The organism is Campylobacter sp. RM16704 (assembly GCF_000816245.1).
GTDB lineage: Bacteria > Campylobacterota > Campylobacteria > Campylobacterales > Campylobacteraceae > Campylobacter_D.
This window is the reverse complement of the sequence record NZ_CP007769.1, coordinates 883,800-900,671: the sequence shown is the minus strand read 5'-3', so window position 1 is coordinate 900,671 and position 16,872 is coordinate 883,800. Positions and strand designations below refer to the sequence as shown.

At 28.1% G+C, this 16,872-nt stretch carries 17 protein-coding genes; 6 read left to right on the top strand and 11 right to left on the bottom strand.

The genetic code is table 11. The annotated features are described in order from the left end of the window. Window positions 1–161 precede the first annotated feature (161 nt). Genes CAQ16704_RS04645 through dnaK form a run of 3 tightly spaced genes read left to right on the top strand, consistent with a single transcriptional unit; the run spans window position 162 to window position 3,344 of the window. A complete protein-coding gene (locus tag CAQ16704_RS04645; protein WP_039667095.1) occupies window positions 162–944 on the top strand; it encodes an HrcA family transcriptional regulator in 783 nt (260 codons plus the stop codon). Continuing rightward, window positions 941–1,450, top strand: coding sequence for a nucleotide exchange factor GrpE (gene grpE / locus CAQ16704_RS04640; RefSeq protein WP_039667094.1), 510 nt, complete (start codon window positions 941–943; stop codon window positions 1,448–1,450). Before CAQ16704_RS04645 ends, grpE begins: the two co-directional genes overlap by 4 nt. A gap of 22 nt (window positions 1,451–1,472) precedes the next feature. Continuing rightward, window positions 1,473–3,344, top strand: coding sequence for a molecular chaperone DnaK (gene dnaK, locus CAQ16704_RS04635; RefSeq protein ID WP_039667093.1), 1,872 nt, complete (start codon window positions 1,473–1,475; stop codon window positions 3,342–3,344). A 23-nt stretch (window positions 3,345–3,367) separates the two neighbouring features. Here dnaK and CAQ16704_RS07985 read toward each other — a convergent pair whose 3' ends face one another. From CAQ16704_RS07985 to CAQ16704_RS04615, 4 genes are all read right to left on the bottom strand, one after another. Then, the gene (locus CAQ16704_RS07985; RefSeq protein WP_052245003.1) at window positions 3,368–5,992 is read right to left on the bottom strand and encodes a two-partner secretion domain-containing protein; all 2,625 of its coding nucleotides are present in this window, start codon (window positions 5,990–5,992) and stop codon (window positions 3,368–3,370) included. A 71-nt stretch (window positions 5,993–6,063) separates the two neighbouring features. Then, window positions 6,064–6,720, bottom strand: a complete 657-nt coding sequence (locus CAQ16704_RS04625; protein ID WP_039667092.1) for a DNA/RNA endonuclease G — start codon at window positions 6,718–6,720, stop codon at window positions 6,064–6,066. Next, complete coding sequence (locus tag CAQ16704_RS04620; RefSeq protein WP_039667091.1) at window positions 6,717–7,160, bottom strand: GatB/YqeY domain-containing protein; 444 nt, start codon at window positions 7,158–7,160, stop codon at window positions 6,717–6,719. The genes CAQ16704_RS04625 and CAQ16704_RS04620 overlap by 4 nt, the downstream gene beginning before the upstream one ends. Before the next feature lie 10 nt (window positions 7,161–7,170). Next, window positions 7,171–8,133, bottom strand: coding sequence for an exopolyphosphatase, Ppx/GppA family (locus CAQ16704_RS04615; protein WP_039667090.1), 963 nt, complete (start codon window positions 8,131–8,133; stop codon window positions 7,171–7,173). A 56-nt stretch (window positions 8,134–8,189) separates the two neighbouring features. On the opposite strand from CAQ16704_RS04615, the gene CAQ16704_RS04610 reads away from it, so the two are divergent. The 3 genes from CAQ16704_RS04610 to CAQ16704_RS04600 are packed head-to-tail and all read left to right on the top strand — an operon-like array spanning window position 8,190 to window position 11,620. Then, complete coding sequence (locus tag CAQ16704_RS04610) at window positions 8,190–8,957, top strand: pyridoxine 5'-phosphate synthase (RefSeq protein WP_039667089.1); 768 nt, start codon at window positions 8,190–8,192, stop codon at window positions 8,955–8,957. Further along, a complete protein-coding gene (gene pdxA, locus CAQ16704_RS04605) occupies window positions 8,954–10,054 on the top strand; it encodes a 4-hydroxythreonine-4-phosphate dehydrogenase (protein WP_039667088.1) in 1,101 nt (366 codons plus the stop codon). The genes CAQ16704_RS04610 and pdxA overlap by 4 nt, the downstream gene beginning before the upstream one ends. Before the next feature lie 45 nt (window positions 10,055–10,099). Continuing rightward, window positions 10,100–11,620, top strand: a complete 1,521-nt coding sequence (locus CAQ16704_RS04600) for an inorganic phosphate transporter (RefSeq protein WP_039667087.1) — start codon at window positions 10,100–10,102, stop codon at window positions 11,618–11,620. On the opposite strand, the gene mnmH is transcribed toward CAQ16704_RS04600, so the two are convergent. The 7 genes from mnmH to CAQ16704_RS04565 are packed head-to-tail and all read right to left on the bottom strand — an operon-like array spanning window position 11,615 to window position 16,868. Next, on the bottom strand, window positions 11,615–12,598 hold the full coding sequence (gene mnmH / locus CAQ16704_RS04595) for a tRNA 2-selenouridine(34) synthase MnmH (RefSeq protein WP_039667086.1): 984 nt from the start codon (window positions 12,596–12,598) through the stop codon (window positions 11,615–11,617). The two genes, CAQ16704_RS04600 and mnmH, sit on opposite strands and share 6 nt — an antisense overlap. Further along, a complete protein-coding gene (locus tag CAQ16704_RS04590; RefSeq protein ID WP_039667085.1) occupies window positions 12,591–13,079 on the bottom strand; it encodes an HIT family hydrolase, FHIT branch in 489 nt (162 codons plus the stop codon). Before CAQ16704_RS04590 ends, mnmH begins: the two co-directional genes overlap by 8 nt. After that, on the bottom strand, window positions 13,079–13,681 hold the full coding sequence (locus tag CAQ16704_RS04585; RefSeq protein ID WP_052245002.1) for a hypothetical protein: 603 nt from the start codon (window positions 13,679–13,681) through the stop codon (window positions 13,079–13,081). The genes CAQ16704_RS04590 and CAQ16704_RS04585 overlap by 1 nt, the downstream gene beginning before the upstream one ends. Further along, entirely contained in the window at window positions 13,666–14,901 is a 1,236-nt protein-coding gene (locus CAQ16704_RS04580; protein ID WP_039667084.1) for a tetratricopeptide repeat protein, read from the bottom strand. The genes CAQ16704_RS04585 and CAQ16704_RS04580 overlap by 16 nt, the downstream gene beginning before the upstream one ends. Continuing rightward, window positions 14,877–15,248 carry a YkgJ family cysteine cluster protein gene (locus tag CAQ16704_RS04575; protein WP_039667083.1) on the bottom strand — a complete coding sequence of 124 codons (372 nt, stop codon included), beginning with the start codon at window positions 15,246–15,248 and terminating at the stop codon, window positions 14,877–14,879. Before CAQ16704_RS04575 ends, CAQ16704_RS04580 begins: the two co-directional genes overlap by 25 nt. Continuing rightward, a complete protein-coding gene (locus CAQ16704_RS04570) occupies window positions 15,238–15,930 on the bottom strand; it encodes a tRNA1(Val) (adenine(37)-N6)-methyltransferase (protein WP_039667082.1) in 693 nt (230 codons plus the stop codon). The genes CAQ16704_RS04575 and CAQ16704_RS04570 overlap by 11 nt, the downstream gene beginning before the upstream one ends. Continuing rightward, window positions 15,924–16,868, bottom strand: coding sequence for an NAD(P)-binding domain-containing protein (locus CAQ16704_RS04565; RefSeq protein WP_039667081.1), 945 nt, complete (start codon window positions 16,866–16,868; stop codon window positions 15,924–15,926). The genes CAQ16704_RS04570 and CAQ16704_RS04565 overlap by 7 nt, the downstream gene beginning before the upstream one ends. Window positions 16,869–16,872: the final 4 nt, after the last annotated feature.

Below are 16,872 nucleotides of genomic sequence, written 5' to 3'. Positions count from 1 at the left end.
AATATTTAAGATGTATAACTAAATAAACTTTAGCTATATAGACTAAATAAATTTAAATAATTTTATTTATAAAAAACTTGACATTATAATACTAAAGTTGTATAATACTTTTCAGCACTTGAAAACAACGAGTGCTGAAAATAATTTTTTAAGGTTTTATAGTGAAGTCTTACGATAAAAAAGATTTGATTTTAAAAACTATCATTGAAACCTATTTAAATGGAAACAATCCTGTAGGTTCAAATGAGTTAAATCATAAAGTTAGAATACCAGCTTCTACTATAAGAGTTTATTTTAAAAAATTAAGTGATGAAGGTGTTATAACACAACTTCATATTAGTAGTGGTCGTATACCTACTATTAATGCTATGAAATATTATTGGCAAGAGCAACTTTGCGAAGAAGAGCTTATTATAAATGATCTTACTTTACTAAAGTTTTTGTTAGATAAATTTGAAATTTATGCATTAATTTATGGTGGTGATGAGCTTATTTTACAAGATATTGATATGGTAAATAATAAGTTTATTGTGCTTGATTTTGGACAAAATGAGATTGTATTAAAATTTAATCAAGATAGTTTGATTTTTTTACAAAGACTTATTGGGCTTGACTTAAAAAGTATTGAAAATTTAGCATTTAGGATTGAGTTTAAAGAATTGTTAGAAAAAATAGCTATGCTAAAACAATCTATGATTTATTATAGATATAATGAGAGCAAAGCTTATCAAATTTATCAAAATGATGAATTTGCTAAGCTTTTATCTCCAAAAATTGGGTTTTACTTTGATGGTAAATTGCAATTTGAACCCTTATTTGAAGAAGGCTTTATGGGGTTAAAGCTTAAGAGCACATTTTTAGGCAAAGAAGCAAAAGCTATTTTTGCAGGAAGTGTGTATTCTGACTTTAAAACAATGTTAAATATTATAAAGGAGGCTGCATGAGCGAAGAAAAGCAAAATGAACAAATGCTAGAAGAAACAGCAGAAAATTCAGAAAATCAAAATGATGAATTAGAAAAGCTTCAAGCAGATTATGATGAGTTAAAAGATGCTTATTTAAGAGCAAATGCTGAATTTGAAAATATTAAAAAAAGAATGGAAAAAGAGAAAATTTCAGCAACTATTTATGCAAATGAAAGTTTTGCTAAAGATTTGCTTGATGTAGTGGATGCACTTGAAGCAGCTATTAATGTCGAAGCTAGTGATGAAATTAGCTTAAAAATCAAAGAAGGTGTTCAAAACACTTTAGATTTGCTTTTGAAAAAGCTTGAAAAACATATGGTTAAGGCAATAGATGCAAATGGTGAATTTGATCCAAATTTACATGAAGCAATATTTCATGTTGAAAGTGCTGAACATGAAAGTGGCTATATCGTTCAACTTTTACAAAAGGGTTATATGATGAATGATAGAGTGATAAGATCAGCTAAAGTTAGTGTTGCAAAATAAAATTTAATAAAAAGGATAAAAAATGTCAAAAGTTATAGGTATAGATTTAGGAACAACAAACTCTTGTGTGAGTGTGTATGAAAGAGGAGAGAGTAAAGTTATCCCAAATAAAGAAGGTAAAAACACAACTCCTTCAGTAGTTGCTTTTACAGATAAGGGTGAAGTTTTAGTTGGAGATAGTGCTAAGCGTCAAGCTGTGACTAATCCTGAAAAAACTATTTATTCTATTAAAAGAATTATGGGTTTAATGATAAATGAAGATGCGGCAAAAGAAGCTAAAAATCGTCTGCCTTATCATATTACAGAAAGAAATGGTGCTTGTGCTATTGAAATAGCAGGTAAAATTTATACTCCGCAAGAAATTTCAGCAAAAGTTTTAACAAAATTAAAAGAAGATGCAGAAGCTTTTTTAGGTGAAAATGTAGTTGATGCGGTTATCACTGTTCCTGCATATTTTAATGATGCTCAAAGAAAAGCAACAAAAGAAGCAGGACAAATTGCAGGGCTTAATGTACTCAGAATTATTAATGAACCAACCGCAGCAGCTTTAGCTTATGGACTTGATAAAAAAGAAAGTGAAAAAATCGTAGTTTATGATTTGGGTGGTGGAACATTTGATGTTACCGTGCTTGAAACTGGAGATAATGTTGTTGAAGTTTTAGCAACTGGTGGTAATGCATTCTTAGGTGGCGATGATTTTGATAATAAATTAATCGACTTTTTAGCAAGTGAATTTAAAAATGAAACAGGTATTGATCTTAAAAATGATGTAATGGCTTTACAAAGATTAAAAGAAGCTGCAGAAAATGCTAAAAAAGAATTAAGTTCGGCAAATGAAACTGAAATTAATTTACCATTTATTACAGCTGATGCAAGTGGCCCAAAACATTTAGTTAAAAAATTAACTAGAGCTAAATTTGAAGGTATGATTGATTCTTTAGTAGCTGAAACTATTAGCAAAATTAACGAAGTTGTAAAAGATGCTGGACTTGATAAGAGCGAAATAAAAGAAATCGTTATGGTAGGTGGTTCTACTCGTGTTCCATTAGTTCAAGAAGAAGTTAAAAAAGCTTTTGGAAAAGATTTAAATAAATCAGTAAATCCTGATGAAGTTGTAGCAATTGGCGCGGCGATTCAAGGTGCTGTTCTTAAAGGTGATGTAAAAGATGTGCTTTTACTTGATGTTACTCCACTTTCTTTGGGTATTGAAACTTTAGGTGGAGTTATGACTAAAATCATCGAAAAAGGCACAACCATTCCAACTAAAAAAGAACAAGTTTTTTCAACCGCAGAAGACAATCAAAGTGCAGTTACTATCAATGTTTTGCAAGGTGAGAGAGAGTTTAGTAGAGATAATAAATCTTTAGGAAATTTCAATCTTGAGGGAATTCCACCAGCACCTCGTGGTATGCCACAAATCGAAGTTACTTTTGATATAGATGCAAATGGTATTTTAACTGTTAGTGCTAAAGATAAAGCTACAGGAAAAGCACAAGAGATTAAAATCACAGGTTCAAGTGGTTTAAGTGAAGAAGAAATTAATAATATGGTAAAAGATGCAGAGCTTCATAAAGAAGAAGATAGAAAACGCAAAGAAGCAGTTGAAACAAGAAATGCAGCAGATAGTTTAGTGCATCAAGTAGAAAAATCACTAAATGAACTTGGAGATAAAGTAAGCGATGAGGATAAAGCAAATATCCAAAAAGCACTTGATGATTTAAAAGAAACATTGAAAAATGCCAATGCTTCTAAAGAAGAAATAGAAAGCAAAATGAAAGCTTTGAGCGAAGTTTCTCATAAATTGGCAGAAAATATGTATAAAAAAGATGAGTCAAATGCAGCTAATGATAAAAATAAAAAAGATGATGATGTAATCGATGCTGAAGTTGAATAATTTTAAGCACACATTTTGTGTGCTTAAAAACTTCTAACTACACAAGGATTCATAGTTTTAAAATTATCACTTACTATACAAATTAGCATTAGGGCTGTTTCTTCTACTTCTTCTTTTTCGTTTTCTTCATATTCAAAAGTAGGTGTTTGTTTTTGAGCATTAGCTACTTGGCGTGATACTTTTTTATAGTCTTCATTTTCATTACCATTAACTATTACTTCATCTAAATTAGGTGTAAGTAAGGCTAAGTTTTTAAACTCACCTATTATTTTAAAGTGATTATTTGAATCATTGCTTGTTTTGTTTTGCCAAGTTTGTAATAATACTTGATTATTATTTATACTAGCAAAAAGTTCTTTACTAAGATTGTTTAATCTATCTACTTCAGCTTTTAAAGAATTTAAAGTTGCATCATTTTTTAAGCTAGGATTTTCATTGACTTTTTTAACATAGTCATTATATTTAGCTATAGCTGTTTTTAATTGTTCTTGAGCTGTTTTTAAATCTATAAAGGCTTTGTTAGATTGTTTGACTAAAGGTTTTAATTTATCATTGATAAAGGCTAAAAGATTTGCTTTATTTGTAGCAAATCTTTGATAATTTCTATAATTTGTTTTATAGTCATTACCAAAACCTTCTAGTATTTCTTTCATACCTTCTTGGCCATATAAGGCTTCTAGGAAAGATATACTTTGTTTTAGTTCTTCACTTATTCCTTTGATTGAATTAAGATCATTTATATCTATCCAGTAATTACCTGCAAGAATTTCTCCTAACCAAGTATCTAAATCATTTGCACTAATTACATCATCACTACCTAAGATTACATCAGGATTAGTTGGGTTAGATGGATTAGTTGGTGGGGTAGGTCTGCTTATAGTATTTGCTTTAGATAAAAAGTCTTGATAGACACTTTCTTGGTTTGAGTTGTTGTAGGTGTGAATGTTTATTTTATTACTAACATAGCCATTTGTGTTAAAATCATTCCAGTAACTATTATCATTATTTGCATTAGTTAAATCACTTACATGATGATAGATATGGACATTGTCAAAGGTAGGATTAGCACTTCCATATTTATCACCAAAGAATTTACCTCCATCTATACTTATACTCATATTAGGATTAAAAAATATATAAATGTTTTTGAAAGTAATTGATAAAAAACTGTTAATACTACCAGCAAAACCACCAGCTCTAGCATCATAACTATTACTACTACTAATATTGCCTATATTATTTAAAGAAATATTACTAAAGATTCCATAAGCAAAACCAGCAAAACCACCAGTATAGCTATCATACTTACCACTATTACTAATATTTCCTATATTATTTAAAGAAATATTACTAAAGGTTCCACTAGCATAACCAGCAAAACCACCAACTCGCGCACCATCAGTAGTCTTTATCCCACCACCCATATAATCTACATTGATATTTTTAAAAGTAGCATTATTAGTAGAACCAAATATACCAACAAAATAGGGTTTATTGTTTAAAGAACTTGTGTCTATATTGATATTTTTTAAAGTATAGCCTTGTCCATCAAAGGTTTTGTCAAAAGTATTAGAGAAGCCAACTATCATAGAAGTACAACCTAAACCATCTATACAATAATTAGCATAGTTTTGTCCTTGATTTCCACTAAAATCCACATTCCCTACTAATCTAAACTCATCAACACTTTGTGTATAACCTATACTTTCATTCCACCCTTTAGCAAAGTAAAACCATTCTGTAGCATTGGCTTTTTCATTTTCCATATTACCTATAGTTAGGACTTTTTTGAAGTTAGAAGAAATTCCATTATGAGTAGTATTAGCACTATCTGTATAATTTACTTTATTTATATTTACATTATTTGTAAAATTATAATTATCATTAGCAAATTTATTCATTTGTCTTTGTATATAACCATTTTGTATAGCTGTTACATTTATAGTTGAATTTAAATTAGCACTATCTGCATCTATATATACATTATTCCCTACTAAGTGTGTAGTAGAATTAGCATTACCTAGCTTACCACCTTGTATATCTACTTTATTACCTATAAGCAATACATTATTTGCTTTAATATTACCCATATTAACTACATTACCTAATTTATTAGGTTTAAATACAGGTGAGAAAGTATGAGCATTTTCATAAGTTAAATTTTTAAATGTTGTATAATCTGCATTATTTAAAGATGAAGTAGAAGCCACAAAGCGATTAGCATTGATAGTTCCTGTTTTAGTAATGATTACTCCATTAGGATTGATTAAAAATACATTATTACCATTAGCATTTAATAAACCAGCTATAGTAGATTTACTTGTTCCATGAGCAATGTTTAGATAGTTTTTATTAGATCCATTAAAATTTACACTCTCACCTTGATTAATACTAAATCCACCACCCCATTGAATGACAGAACTAACTTTATGACCATTAATATTCATAGTATTACCATTAATGTTTATAGTTCCTGTTGTTCCATGAGTAAATTTACCTCCACTAGGTAAAGCAAATGTAGATGAAAAAAGTAAAGAAGCGACTATATTTGAAAGTAGAATTTGTTTTGATAATTTTTTATAAGAAGAGGTTAAATCAAGATTATTCGATCCCCAACACACCCCCCCCCGTGAAGATAGCTTTAACATTGTAGTTCCTTTAAGCTAAAATTTTATGTATGTTAATATTATATTTATAAATTTTTACTTAAATTAATGTGTTAATACTTGATATATTTTTTACAATCTTCTTTAAAATAATTTCTATCAAATCTTGCAAAATTATCATTATTTGGAACTTTATAACATTCTGCATAGTTTTTTGCTTTAAGTATTTTTACATAAAAACTAGGTATTGCGATGTTGTTTTTTATGCGTTTTGGTTTTTCATCATAAAGAACTAAATTTAGCACTTCTAATTCTTTGTTTTTCTTTGCTAAATATCTTTCTCTTTGTTCGATTTCATTCCAAATTTCAGCGTTAATATCTTTTTTTTGTGGAGTGATATTACTCATTAAAAAAGTACTAAGCTGAGCTTGCGGGGTTGCATTCATGGATTGATTTGGTACAACATGCCCTCTTGTATAGCCACTTCTTAGATAATCCTCCCAATAAGTTCTGTATTTTTTAGGTATATTTGTATCTTCTGAAAATTTAGGGCGTTTTTTGATGTGTCCTTGATTTAAAATACTTGCTTTTAGTTTATAAGCTATAGCTTTAGTGCCTTTATAATTATAATCATAACAATTAATATAATAATATTTATCCATAAGTAAAGAACAATTTTTAAAGTATTCTTTAAAACTAGGATGTAGTTCATATTGAGTATAAGCAAAAGAGCTTAAAGCTATAGCACAAAGCGTTAAAATTTTTTTCATGCTAAAAGCTTTCTTACCATTTCATTAAGTCTTTTACCATCAACACTTGCTCCAAAAATTGTTTTAGCTTCTTTCATCAAAATACCTTGTTCTTTTAATGAGCTAATTTGCAATTTTTCTATGAGTTTTTTTAGCTCACTTTCTAATTCCTCATCGCTAAGTTGTTTTGGTAAATATGTGCTTAAAATAACAACTTCTTGAAGTTCTTTTTGTGCTAAATCTTCTCTTGCACCTTTACTAAAAGCAAGTGCAGCTTCGTTTCTTTTTTTAATTTCACTTGCAATAATTTTATAAATTCTTTCATCATCAAGCGTAATTCTTTCATCTACTTCAATTTGTTTAAAGCTAGCATTAAGCGTTCGTAAAGTATTTCTTTTAAAATCATCTTTGTTACGCATAGCTTCTTTAATATCTTCTAAAATTTGATCTTTTAAACTCATTTTTTCTCCTTTAAAATTTGATATTTTTAAAATGTGCTATACACACGCCTTCTCTAATTCCATCATCAATTACGATTAGTTTTTGCTTGGTAAATAAAGCAAAAAGTATCATCGAACCTGCTATGAGGTATTTTTTTCTATTTTCTCCAAGATAAATTTTAGCTTTTTCTTGCTCTAAATTCCAAATTTTTAATGCAAAATCAAAAAAATCTTTTCGCTTTAGTATTTTACCATTTACACTTTCTTCTAAGTAGTCTTTGTATTTTATATTTTGTTTATAAGCACAAAGTGTAGTAGGAACACCTGAATTTAATACAAAAAAATTTCCTTTTAAATTCTTTTTAGCTTCTTTGGTTATATTAAAAGCTTCGAAAAAAATTTGTTTAAAATGCACCGGATAAGAACTAAAATGAATTTTAAGTTTTTTATCTTTAATGTAGGCAAGATTTTTTGGGTGTTTTTTAAAAAAATTCACATAAGCATTTGGTTTTATAGCTTTAAAATTCATTCTTTCATAAAAACTAATAATACCAAAATCATAGCTTTTACTAAAATAATCATTTGAAATTTCACATGAAGCACCACCTAAGTCACAATAACTTGAATTTTTTCTAAAAAGTTTAAGAGTTTTAAGACGCTCTTGCATACCTAAAATACTTAATCTTGCTTCGGTTTTAGCATCAATGAGTTTTATTTTAAGTTTAAATTCTTTTTCAATTTTTATAAAAATATCTTCTGTGTTTTTTGCTTTTCTAAAAGCAGCTGTAGCAACTGCTATAGCTTTGCTTAGATCGTACTTATCATTTAAAATTTTTAAAGCATTAAATAATCTTTGTATTGCTTCATTGCTTATTAAGCCATTTTGCATATTTTTAGCTGTTGCTATGATAAATTCTTCGCTTTTTAATTTATTGAAATTCTCATCCATAAAAACAGCTCTTAGGGTGTTTGAGCCTATATCAATACCTAGCACTAGCTCTCCTTAAAAAAATTAAAGTATAATAGCTAAAAAACTTATAAGGAAAACTTATGCTTTTAGGGGTTAATATCGATCATATAGCAGTTTTAAGAGAGGCTAGAAAGGTTAATGATCCTGATTTATTAGAAGCTGCTATTTTGAGTGCAAATTTAGCTGATCAAATAACCATTCATGTAAGAGAAGATCGTCGCCATACTAATGAACAAGATTTAGAAAATATCTTAAAATACTGCAAATGTATGGTAAATCTTGAATGCTCTATAGATATGATAGAATATGCTTTAAAATACAAACCTTCACGCGTTACTTTAGTGCCTGAAAAAAGACAAGAACTTACAACAGAAGGTGGATTGAATCTTCATAATGAAAAATTACAAGAAGCGGTTAATACTTTAAAACAAGAACAGATTGAAGTTTCTTTGTTTATTGATCCAAATTTAGAAGATATTAAAAAATCATCTTCTTTAAATGCTGATTTTATAGAGCTTCATACTGGATTATATGCTAATATTTATAATGCTTTATATACTAATATCAATCAAACTTCTTATGCATTATCTGAATTAATTTTAAGTAAAAATGAACTCAAAAAGCTTTTAAAAAATGAACTCCAAAGATTAAAACAAAGTGCAAGTTTAGCTAAGAGTTTAAATTTAAGAGTAGCTGCTGGACATGGGCTTAATTATAAAAATGTAAAAAATATTGTAGATATTTTAGAAATAGAAGAGTTAAATATAGGTCAAAGCATAGTAGCAAGATCTGTTTTTGTAGGCTTAGAAAAAGCTATATTGCAAATGAAAGCTTTGATTAAAAGATGAGAAAAATTGCTATTAGTGTAGGAGATTTAAATGGCATAGGTATGCAAATTTTACTACAATGCCATGATGAGTTAGTAAAAATTTGTGAGCCTTATTATTTTGTGCATTATGAATTATTTCAAAAAGCAAGTAAGCTTTTGAAAATAAACCCTAAATCTAAAATCAATTTAGTTGAAATTTCTAATGCTTCAAAGCCACAATTTAGTTTTAAAGAAGAAAAAGAAAAATTTTTAATTTATAATTTTTCATATCAAGCTAGTAAAATAATTGATTTTGATTTTGAGTTAAATCCTGCAAATTTAGACGCTAAAAGTGGGGCTTATTCTTTTTTAAGTTTTGAGGGGGCTAGTTATTGTTCGAATTTGTTTTTAGATGCTTTAGTAACTTTGCCGATTAATAAAAAAACTTGGCAAATGGCGGGTATAGATTATAAAGGACATACTGAAGCTTTGAGATATTTTTTTAAACAAGATGCCATTATGATGCTAGGGTGTGATAAGCTTTTTGTGGCTTTATATACTGAACATATAGCTTTAAGAGAGGTTTATAGGCAAATTAAAGCTTTTAAACTAGCTAAATTTTTGATTAGTTTTTATCAATGCACTTTTTTTGAAAAAATTGGAGTATTAAGTTTTAATCCGCATGCAAGTGATAATGGTGTAATTGGTGGAGAAGAAGAAAAGCAAATAAAAAAAGCTATAAGAATGGCAAATGTATTTTTAAAAGAAGATGATTTACTTTTACAAAATTTAGAAAATGAAGATTTTTTAAATCAAAAAGAAAAAGAACACTCTAATAGAAAAGATATTTTTCTAAGCGAACCTTTGGTTGCTGATACAGCATTTACTCCCTTTGCTTTGAGTAAATGTAAGTATTTGGTAAGTATGTATCATGATGTTGCTTTAGCACCTTTGAAAGCTTTGTTTTTTGATGAAAGTATTAATGTGAGTTTAAATTTGCCTATTATTCGTACTAGTGTTGATCATGGCACTGCTTATGATAGGGCTTATAAAAATGAAAAAATCAATCTAAAAAGTTATATCCAAGCAGTGAAATCAGCTTTGCAATTTTTAAAAATCAAAGAAAAAACTAAGTAAAAGTTACTAAAATTAATTCATCAAAATAAATTCTAAGGAGAATGCTTGAGTAAAGATAATGCTATTGCATTTTTAATTTTTATTGTGAGTGTTTTGTGTTTTTTTGTGTGGGGTTATAATTATATCCCTAATAATTCTATGATTTTATTTATTCTTGCCAGTGTATTTGGAATTTTTATGGCTTTTAATGTTGGAGGCAATGATGTTGCAAATTCTTTTGGAACTAGCGTAGGTGCTAAAACAGTTACTATTAAGCAAGCCTTAATCATCGCTGCTGTGTTTGAGCTAAGTGGTGCTGTATTTGCAGGTGGAGAAGTCACTAATACCATAAGAAGTGGTATAGTAATTTTACCTGATGGTGTTGATCCTATGGTGTTTGTATGTGTAATGCTTTCAGCCTTATTAAGTTCAGGAATTTGGCTTTTTATTGCAACTAAAAAGGGACTTCCAGTATCGACTACTCATAGTATTATAGGCGGTATTGTAGGTTCAAGTATTGCTATGGGTTTTGTATTTTTTGATCAAAATCAAGCTTTTTTAATGGTAAATTGGAATGGTATTTATAAAATAGCTATGAGTTGGATAATTTCACCTTTGCTTGGTGGGCTTGTAGCGTATTTAATTTATGCTTATATTTATAAAAAGATATTAAAACCATCTGAAGAAATCACTCTTGTTGTAAAGGAGATAAAAAAAGAAAAAAAAGCTTTTAAAGAAGAATACTTTATAAATTTAAAAAACAAAAGTCAAGAAGAACAAATCAAAGAACTCAGTGCTATAGTTTTAGATGATGAAGAAAACAAAAGCCAATATCAGTTAAAACTTAAAGAGTTAAAAGAAAAAGAAAAAAATATAGATGTTTTCTCTAAAATGAAATTCCATGTTCCTTTAATTGCTGGTGTTGCTGCTTTGATTATAGCTTCTATGTTTTTATTTAAAGGCTTGAATAAAGTTTCAACACTAGATGTAATGCAAAATTTATGGATAGTTTCTATCATTTCAATTTTTGCTTATATTGTTACCTTAGCAGTAGTAAGACTTATGAAAAAAACTCAAGTTAATAAAACTATAGAAAAGATTTTTTCATGGTTTCAGATTTTTACCGCCTCAAGCTTTGCCTTTTCACATGGAGCTAATGATATAGCTAATGCTCTTGGGCCGTTTGCTGCTATTTTAGATGTGCTAAAAAATAATACTATTAATCCTAGTTCTCCAGTGCCATTTGCTGTAATGCTTATGTTTGGTATAGCTTTGGTTATTGGGCTTTGGTTTTTAGGTAAAGAAGTGATTCAAACGGTGGGTTCAAAATTAGCTGAAATTAAACCAACTACAGGTTTTAGTGCTGAGCTTGGTGCGAGTATTGTGATACTTTTAGCAACCCAGCTTGGAATTCCAGTTAGCTCAACACATATTTTAATCGGAGCAATTTTGGGTATAGGGGTATTTAATAAAGATGCTAAATGGAGTATGATGAAGCCTATTGGGCTTGCTTGGATCATTACTTTACCAGTTGCAGGAATTCTTTCAAGTATTATTTTTATGGTATTTGTAAATATAATCTTATGAGTTTAAACTCATAAGATATTTTTTTGCCTCGTCCAAATTAGAACTATTAATAAAATAATCAATTTTTTTAGGCTTTTTATAAACTTTATCATAATATTCAAAAAGCATTTTTATGCAAATTTTTAAATTATTATTTTCAAAATTTTTACAAAGATTTATTTTGAAATCCTTGCTAATATAAGGACTAATTTTTTCTACACATTTAAAGAAAGTATCTTTTTCCATTGGAGTGTAGTTTTTTAAAACTCTTTGTATGCGTGAGTTTAAATCACATTCACACCAAATTTTTTTCGCATTTTGCATACTAGTGTATAAATTTAAAGGCAGGGTTAAATTACCAATTTGCCTACTTTCTGCCTCTATAAAACAGGTTTTATAAGGGTAATCTTTTAAAAAAAAGAACAATTCGTCTTCAAAAGCTTTTTGACTAGGTTGTTCTCCATGAATTTTACCAAAACTTGACCCTTGATGGTTTGCTATTTTTTCTAAATTTAAAGCATTATCTAAAGTTTGGATTAAATCACTTTTACCGCTTGCTGTATTACCGCAAAGACATAAAAACTTAATATTTAATTCCTTTTGGAAAAATGCACTTACATAGCTTCTATAAGCTTTATATCCACCCTCTAACCTTATAACTCTATAACCAAGCTCTGCTAAAATCAAAGCAATAGCCTTAGATCTTTTTCCACCTCTTGCACAATAAATTCCAATCAATGAGCCTATTTTGTAATTTTGAAAAAGTTCATTGATATGATAACTCATATTTTTGCAGATATAACTAGCACCTTTTGCTTTAGCTAGTCCTTTACTTCTTTTATAAAGAGTTCCTATTTCTTCAAATTCTTCATCGTTTAAAGCATAATAATTTTTAGCGTTTTTAATATGAGCAAAGTTATACTCTCTAGGACTTCTTGCATCAATCAATAAATCAAAATTACAATTTAAAAAATTTTCAAAATTTACTTCTTTATACATATTCTTTAAATGCTTTACATAAAGTTATATAAATTTTTTCTAAATCACTCCCGCAAACTCTTGTTTGTCCTATGGTTGTGATGAAATTTGTATCGCCTTGCCATCTTGGGATTAAATGATAATGACAATGCACTGCTATACCAGCTCCTGCTGCAGTGCCTAAATTCATACCTATATTAACACCTTTAGCATGAAATTCTTGTTTTAAAATCTTAACGCCAATTCTTACAAAATAACTCATCTGTATCCAAGTATTTTCTTCCAAGTCTTCGATATTTTCTAAATGATTATAGGGAATAATCATAAAATGGCCTGGACTATAAGGGTATTTATTCATAATGCCAAAACACTCTTTGGCTCTAAAAATCACTCCAAGTTCTTTATCTTGATCTAAATGTTGAGTGCAATGACAAAAAGGACAAAAATTTTTATTTTTGTTATTAAAATAAACATCTCTCCAAGGTGCATATAGATATTCCATCAATTCTCCTTTATGTAAGCATGTAAATTTTTAATATTTTTGCTTATAAGGGCTTTGTTTTTAGGTATTAAAGGTAGAAGTTTTTCATCATTAACTAAAAAAATTCTAGCACCAGCTAAAATAGCATTGTTTAAATCTTTTTTATTTTCTATATAAAATATGGCTTCTAAACCAAGATGAATAGCAAAATTATAAAGTTTTTTTAATTGTAATATTTTTAACATTTTAGGAAATATGATAAAAGTATCAGCTCCATAGACCAAACTTTCTAAAATTTGATATTCATCAAATATAAAATCAAATTGTATAATGGGTTTTTCATGATAGCGTCTAAAAAGGCTTAAATTTTGTATGTCTTGATTAAGTAAAGGGCTTGTTGGCAAGATAATGCCATCAAAATCATCTTTATTAAAATTTAATTCTTGGGTATATAAAAAATTTGGAAGTTTTTTTTCAATCAAAAGAGTATAAATATCTTTAGGATAAAAAGCATTTGAAGCTAAACTTCTGCCTAACATATCATAGGAAAAAGTAGCTTTTTTTGATTCTAAAATTTTTTGTGCTTTGAAAAAATAATCTTTTAGATTTATTTTTTCAAACATTTTTTTATAGCCTTTAAGTGTTCTTTGCTTTCATCTGAATTTGAAAATTCTTTATCATGAAATGTTTTTTGTAAAATTTCATAAGCTTTTTTACAATCTTTAAGTTTATAATAACCCCAAGCTAAAGAATCAAGATAGTATAAATTTTTTGGTTCTTGTTCTAAAGCCCAATTAACTAATTCTATGCCTTTTGCTATATCAATATCATATTCAATTAGAGTATAACCATAATAGTTTTGATATAGTGCATCACTACGCACATCTACACTTTTTTCAAATTTTTTTATAATAGAAGCTAATCTTTTAGGATCAGTTATTTTTTTACTTTTAGGATTCATATAGATTTCAAATTCTAAAATTCCAGCCATAGAAAGGTATTTTTTTTCTTTGCTAAGTTCGTAGCGTTTAAGTGCTATTTCATAAGCTTTTTGATAGTTTTTTGTTTGTGTGTATAAGAAAATTTTAGTATCAGAATCAATATTATATTTTTGAGTTAAATCTAAAGCTTGTGTGTAGTCTTTATCTTGCACTAAAAGCTCTATGATGGCATAAATATATTTAATGTCGTTATGGAGTTTATATAATTGTTTAAGGATTTGAATACTTGCTTTATTATTTTTTTGTTCTTGATAAATTTTTAAAAGCAGGGTGCAAGTTTTAAAGGTACATCCTGATTTTTTACTAAAGTCTTCTAATGCTTTTTTTGCTTGATCAATATTTTTATTTTTTATATTTATTTCGACTATTTTTAATAGTAAGCTTTCATGCTCAAAAAGTTTATAAGCAATATTGTATTGTTCTAAAGCTTTGGTATATAAAGCTTTTTTAGCAAAAATATCGCCTAATATTTCATAATTTCTATAATCTTGCTCTTCTTTAATAAGTTTGTAAAGAATTGCTTCAGCTTGTTTGTAATCTCCTATCTCAAAAAAATATAAAGCGTTTAATCTTGCAATGGCTGTATGTTCTAAAAAATCCTTAGAAGCTTTTAAAAGCTCTTTTTTTTGTTTTAAATCACTACTTAAGGCTAAAAGTAATGCCTTTTGCAAATAAATACTTTCATTGTTTTCGTGAAATAAATTTGTATAAATATTACATGCTTTTTGAAATTGCCCATGTTCTTCATAAATGAGTGCTTGTAAAATTTTATCTTCATTTTTTGCCAAAGCAAGGCTTGTTAGAATAAAAACGATAATTAGTGAAAGCAAACCCCTATACATTCTTTTTGTAGCTCCTCTTTGTGTATTTTAAAATATTCCCAAAATGGAAAAGTTTTGCATTGTTTTGGTCTGTGCTGATAAATTAAACATTTTTTATACATTGTATCAAAAAAAATACAACGATAGCCATTTTCATACCTAGCTTCTTTAAAACTATACTTAAATCCAACTTTGATGAGATAATCTTTAGCAAAAGTTTTAAAATCTAAATTTAAAAAACTAGCTATCGCTTCTAATTCTTCCTTGCTAGCATATATATACCCGCTATCTCCTATGCAACATTTTCCACCGCATTTTTCACAAGCATTTTCATCAAAAGAAAAATCATACCCTTTTTTACAAATCATAACTTATAGTTCCTATAGCGTTGTATATTTCTTGAATTTTAGGATTTAAAATATTATTCTCATACATAAAAAGTGTGGGCATTATAGCACATGGACTCTTGCTGTTTTTTTTAATATACATTAAAACAAGTCTTGCATTAGTTTGTGCATTAGTATGAACACATTGAAGTGAAACTAGCTTTAGTTTAAATTGTTTTATATAAGCACAAATTTCATCTAAAAAACTAGCTTCATAACACATAAAAAAACTGCCATTTGGCTTGATTAAAGTATTTATTTTAGCAAACATTTTCTCAAGTGGCATAAATTCTTGATATCTTGATATACATAGATGCAAATCTTGGCTTTTTTGTGTATTTTTTTTATAAAATGGAGGATTAGAGATTAAAAAATCAAATTTTATATCACTTTTATAGTTTAAAAAGTCTTCACAAATACCTTGAATTTCAAGCTTATTTTCTTTGGCGTTTTTATAGCTTAGTTTGATATTTTGTTCTTGAATATCTAGCATATAAACTTTAGAATTTGGAAATTTTTGCTTTACCAAAAGTCCTAATATACCACAACCACATCCTATGTCTAAAATATTTCCTTTTAAATTGTATTTAGATAAAAAATCAAAAAGCAAAAGACTATCGTTATTATAGCGGTAGCCTTTTGAATATTGAAAGAGTTTTAGCATTTATAAAGATGATTGCAGATTTTAAATGCATCATTTAAACCTACTACAATAGAAGCCCCGTTTTTGCTTGCTATATCGCCTGCTACAAATAAGCCTTTAACATTGCTTTCTTTATTTTCATCAAAATTTGGCACACCTTTTTCATCAACTTCTATAGAGCATTTTTGTAAAAAATCAAGCGGAGTAGAACCACCTATAGCATAAATTATGCGATCATAAATTTCACTAGAATTATCAGTAAAATTGACTTTAGCTTTACCGCTTTCATCTTCAACACTTATAATGTCTATGCCAAGTTTTGCTTTAATAGCACCTTCATTAAATGCTTTTTGTAAATCTTCAAGATTTATATCGTTTAATCTTGAAAAAGTTTCTCTTCTATAACAAAGTGTAACATCATTATTTTTAGCTAAATCTATAGCGTATTCTGCAGCCGAATTCCCTCCGCCAACTACCAAAATTTTTTCATTTTGGCTAGTTGAGTTTGCATTAAAATTAATAATTTTGGTTAAAGCTATAGGTAAAATATAACTTGGTTTATTTGGTTTGCCCATTCTACCTATAGCAACTACTACATTTTTGCAGATATAATTTTCATTTGCAGTACTAACGATGAAATTTTCTCCATCTTTTTTAACACTTTCAACTTCACTAGAAAGTTTTACTTCAAGATTATGCTCTTTAATAGCATTTTGGAAAGTTTCTATTGTACTTTCTCTTGTTCCATCTTCAAAATTTATATGCCCATGATTTGTACTATCGCAACCTTTGTAAGCTTTATCTACTCTTTTACCTTCTTTGTAAAATTTTACTAAGGTTTGACAAATTGCATCAGCTTTTTCTAAAACAGCAACTTCTTTATTTTTTATTTTAGCTTCTACTCCTGCTGCAATACCTGCAGGGCCAGCACCAATAATTACCATATCAAAAATTTTCATTATT

Coding starts and splice junctions, on each gene's coding strand:
- CAQ16704_RS04570 (WP_039667082.1), bottom strand. CDS start 15,930: ATGCTAAAACTCTTTCAATATTCAAAAGGCTACCGCTATAATAACGAT.
- CAQ16704_RS07985 (WP_052245003.1), bottom strand. CDS start 5,992: ATGTTAAAGCTATCTTCACGGGGGGGGGTGTGTTGGGGATCGAATAAT.
- CAQ16704_RS04575 (WP_039667083.1), bottom strand. CDS start 15,248: ATGATTTGTAAAAAAGGGTATGATTTTTCTTTTGATGAAAATGCTTGT.
- pdxA (WP_039667088.1), top strand. CDS start 8,954: ATGAGAAAAATTGCTATTAGTGTAGGAGATTTAAATGGCATAGGTATG.
- CAQ16704_RS04590 (WP_039667085.1), bottom strand. CDS start 13,079: ATGGAATATCTATATGCACCTTGGAGAGATGTTTATTTTAATAACAAA.
- mnmH (WP_039667086.1), bottom strand. CDS start 12,598: ATGTATAAAGAAGTAAATTTTGAAAATTTTTTAAATTGTAATTTTGAT.
- CAQ16704_RS04610 (WP_039667089.1), top strand. CDS start 8,190: ATGCTTTTAGGGGTTAATATCGATCATATAGCAGTTTTAAGAGAGGCT.
- CAQ16704_RS04585 (WP_052245002.1), bottom strand. CDS start 13,681: ATGTTTGAAAAAATAAATCTAAAAGATTATTTTTTCAAAGCACAAAAA.
- grpE (WP_039667094.1), top strand. CDS start 941: ATGAGCGAAGAAAAGCAAAATGAACAAATGCTAGAAGAAACAGCAGAA.
- CAQ16704_RS04580 (WP_039667084.1), bottom strand. CDS start 14,901: ATGTATAGGGGTTTGCTTTCACTAATTATCGTTTTTATTCTAACAAGC.
- CAQ16704_RS04565 (WP_039667081.1), bottom strand. CDS start 16,868: ATGAAAATTTTTGATATGGTAATTATTGGTGCTGGCCCTGCAGGTATT.
- dnaK (WP_039667093.1), top strand. CDS start 1,473: ATGTCAAAAGTTATAGGTATAGATTTAGGAACAACAAACTCTTGTGTG.
- CAQ16704_RS04625 (WP_039667092.1), bottom strand. CDS start 6,720: ATGAAAAAAATTTTAACGCTTTGTGCTATAGCTTTAAGCTCTTTTGCT.
- CAQ16704_RS04620 (WP_039667091.1), bottom strand. CDS start 7,160: ATGAGTTTAAAAGATCAAATTTTAGAAGATATTAAAGAAGCTATGCGT.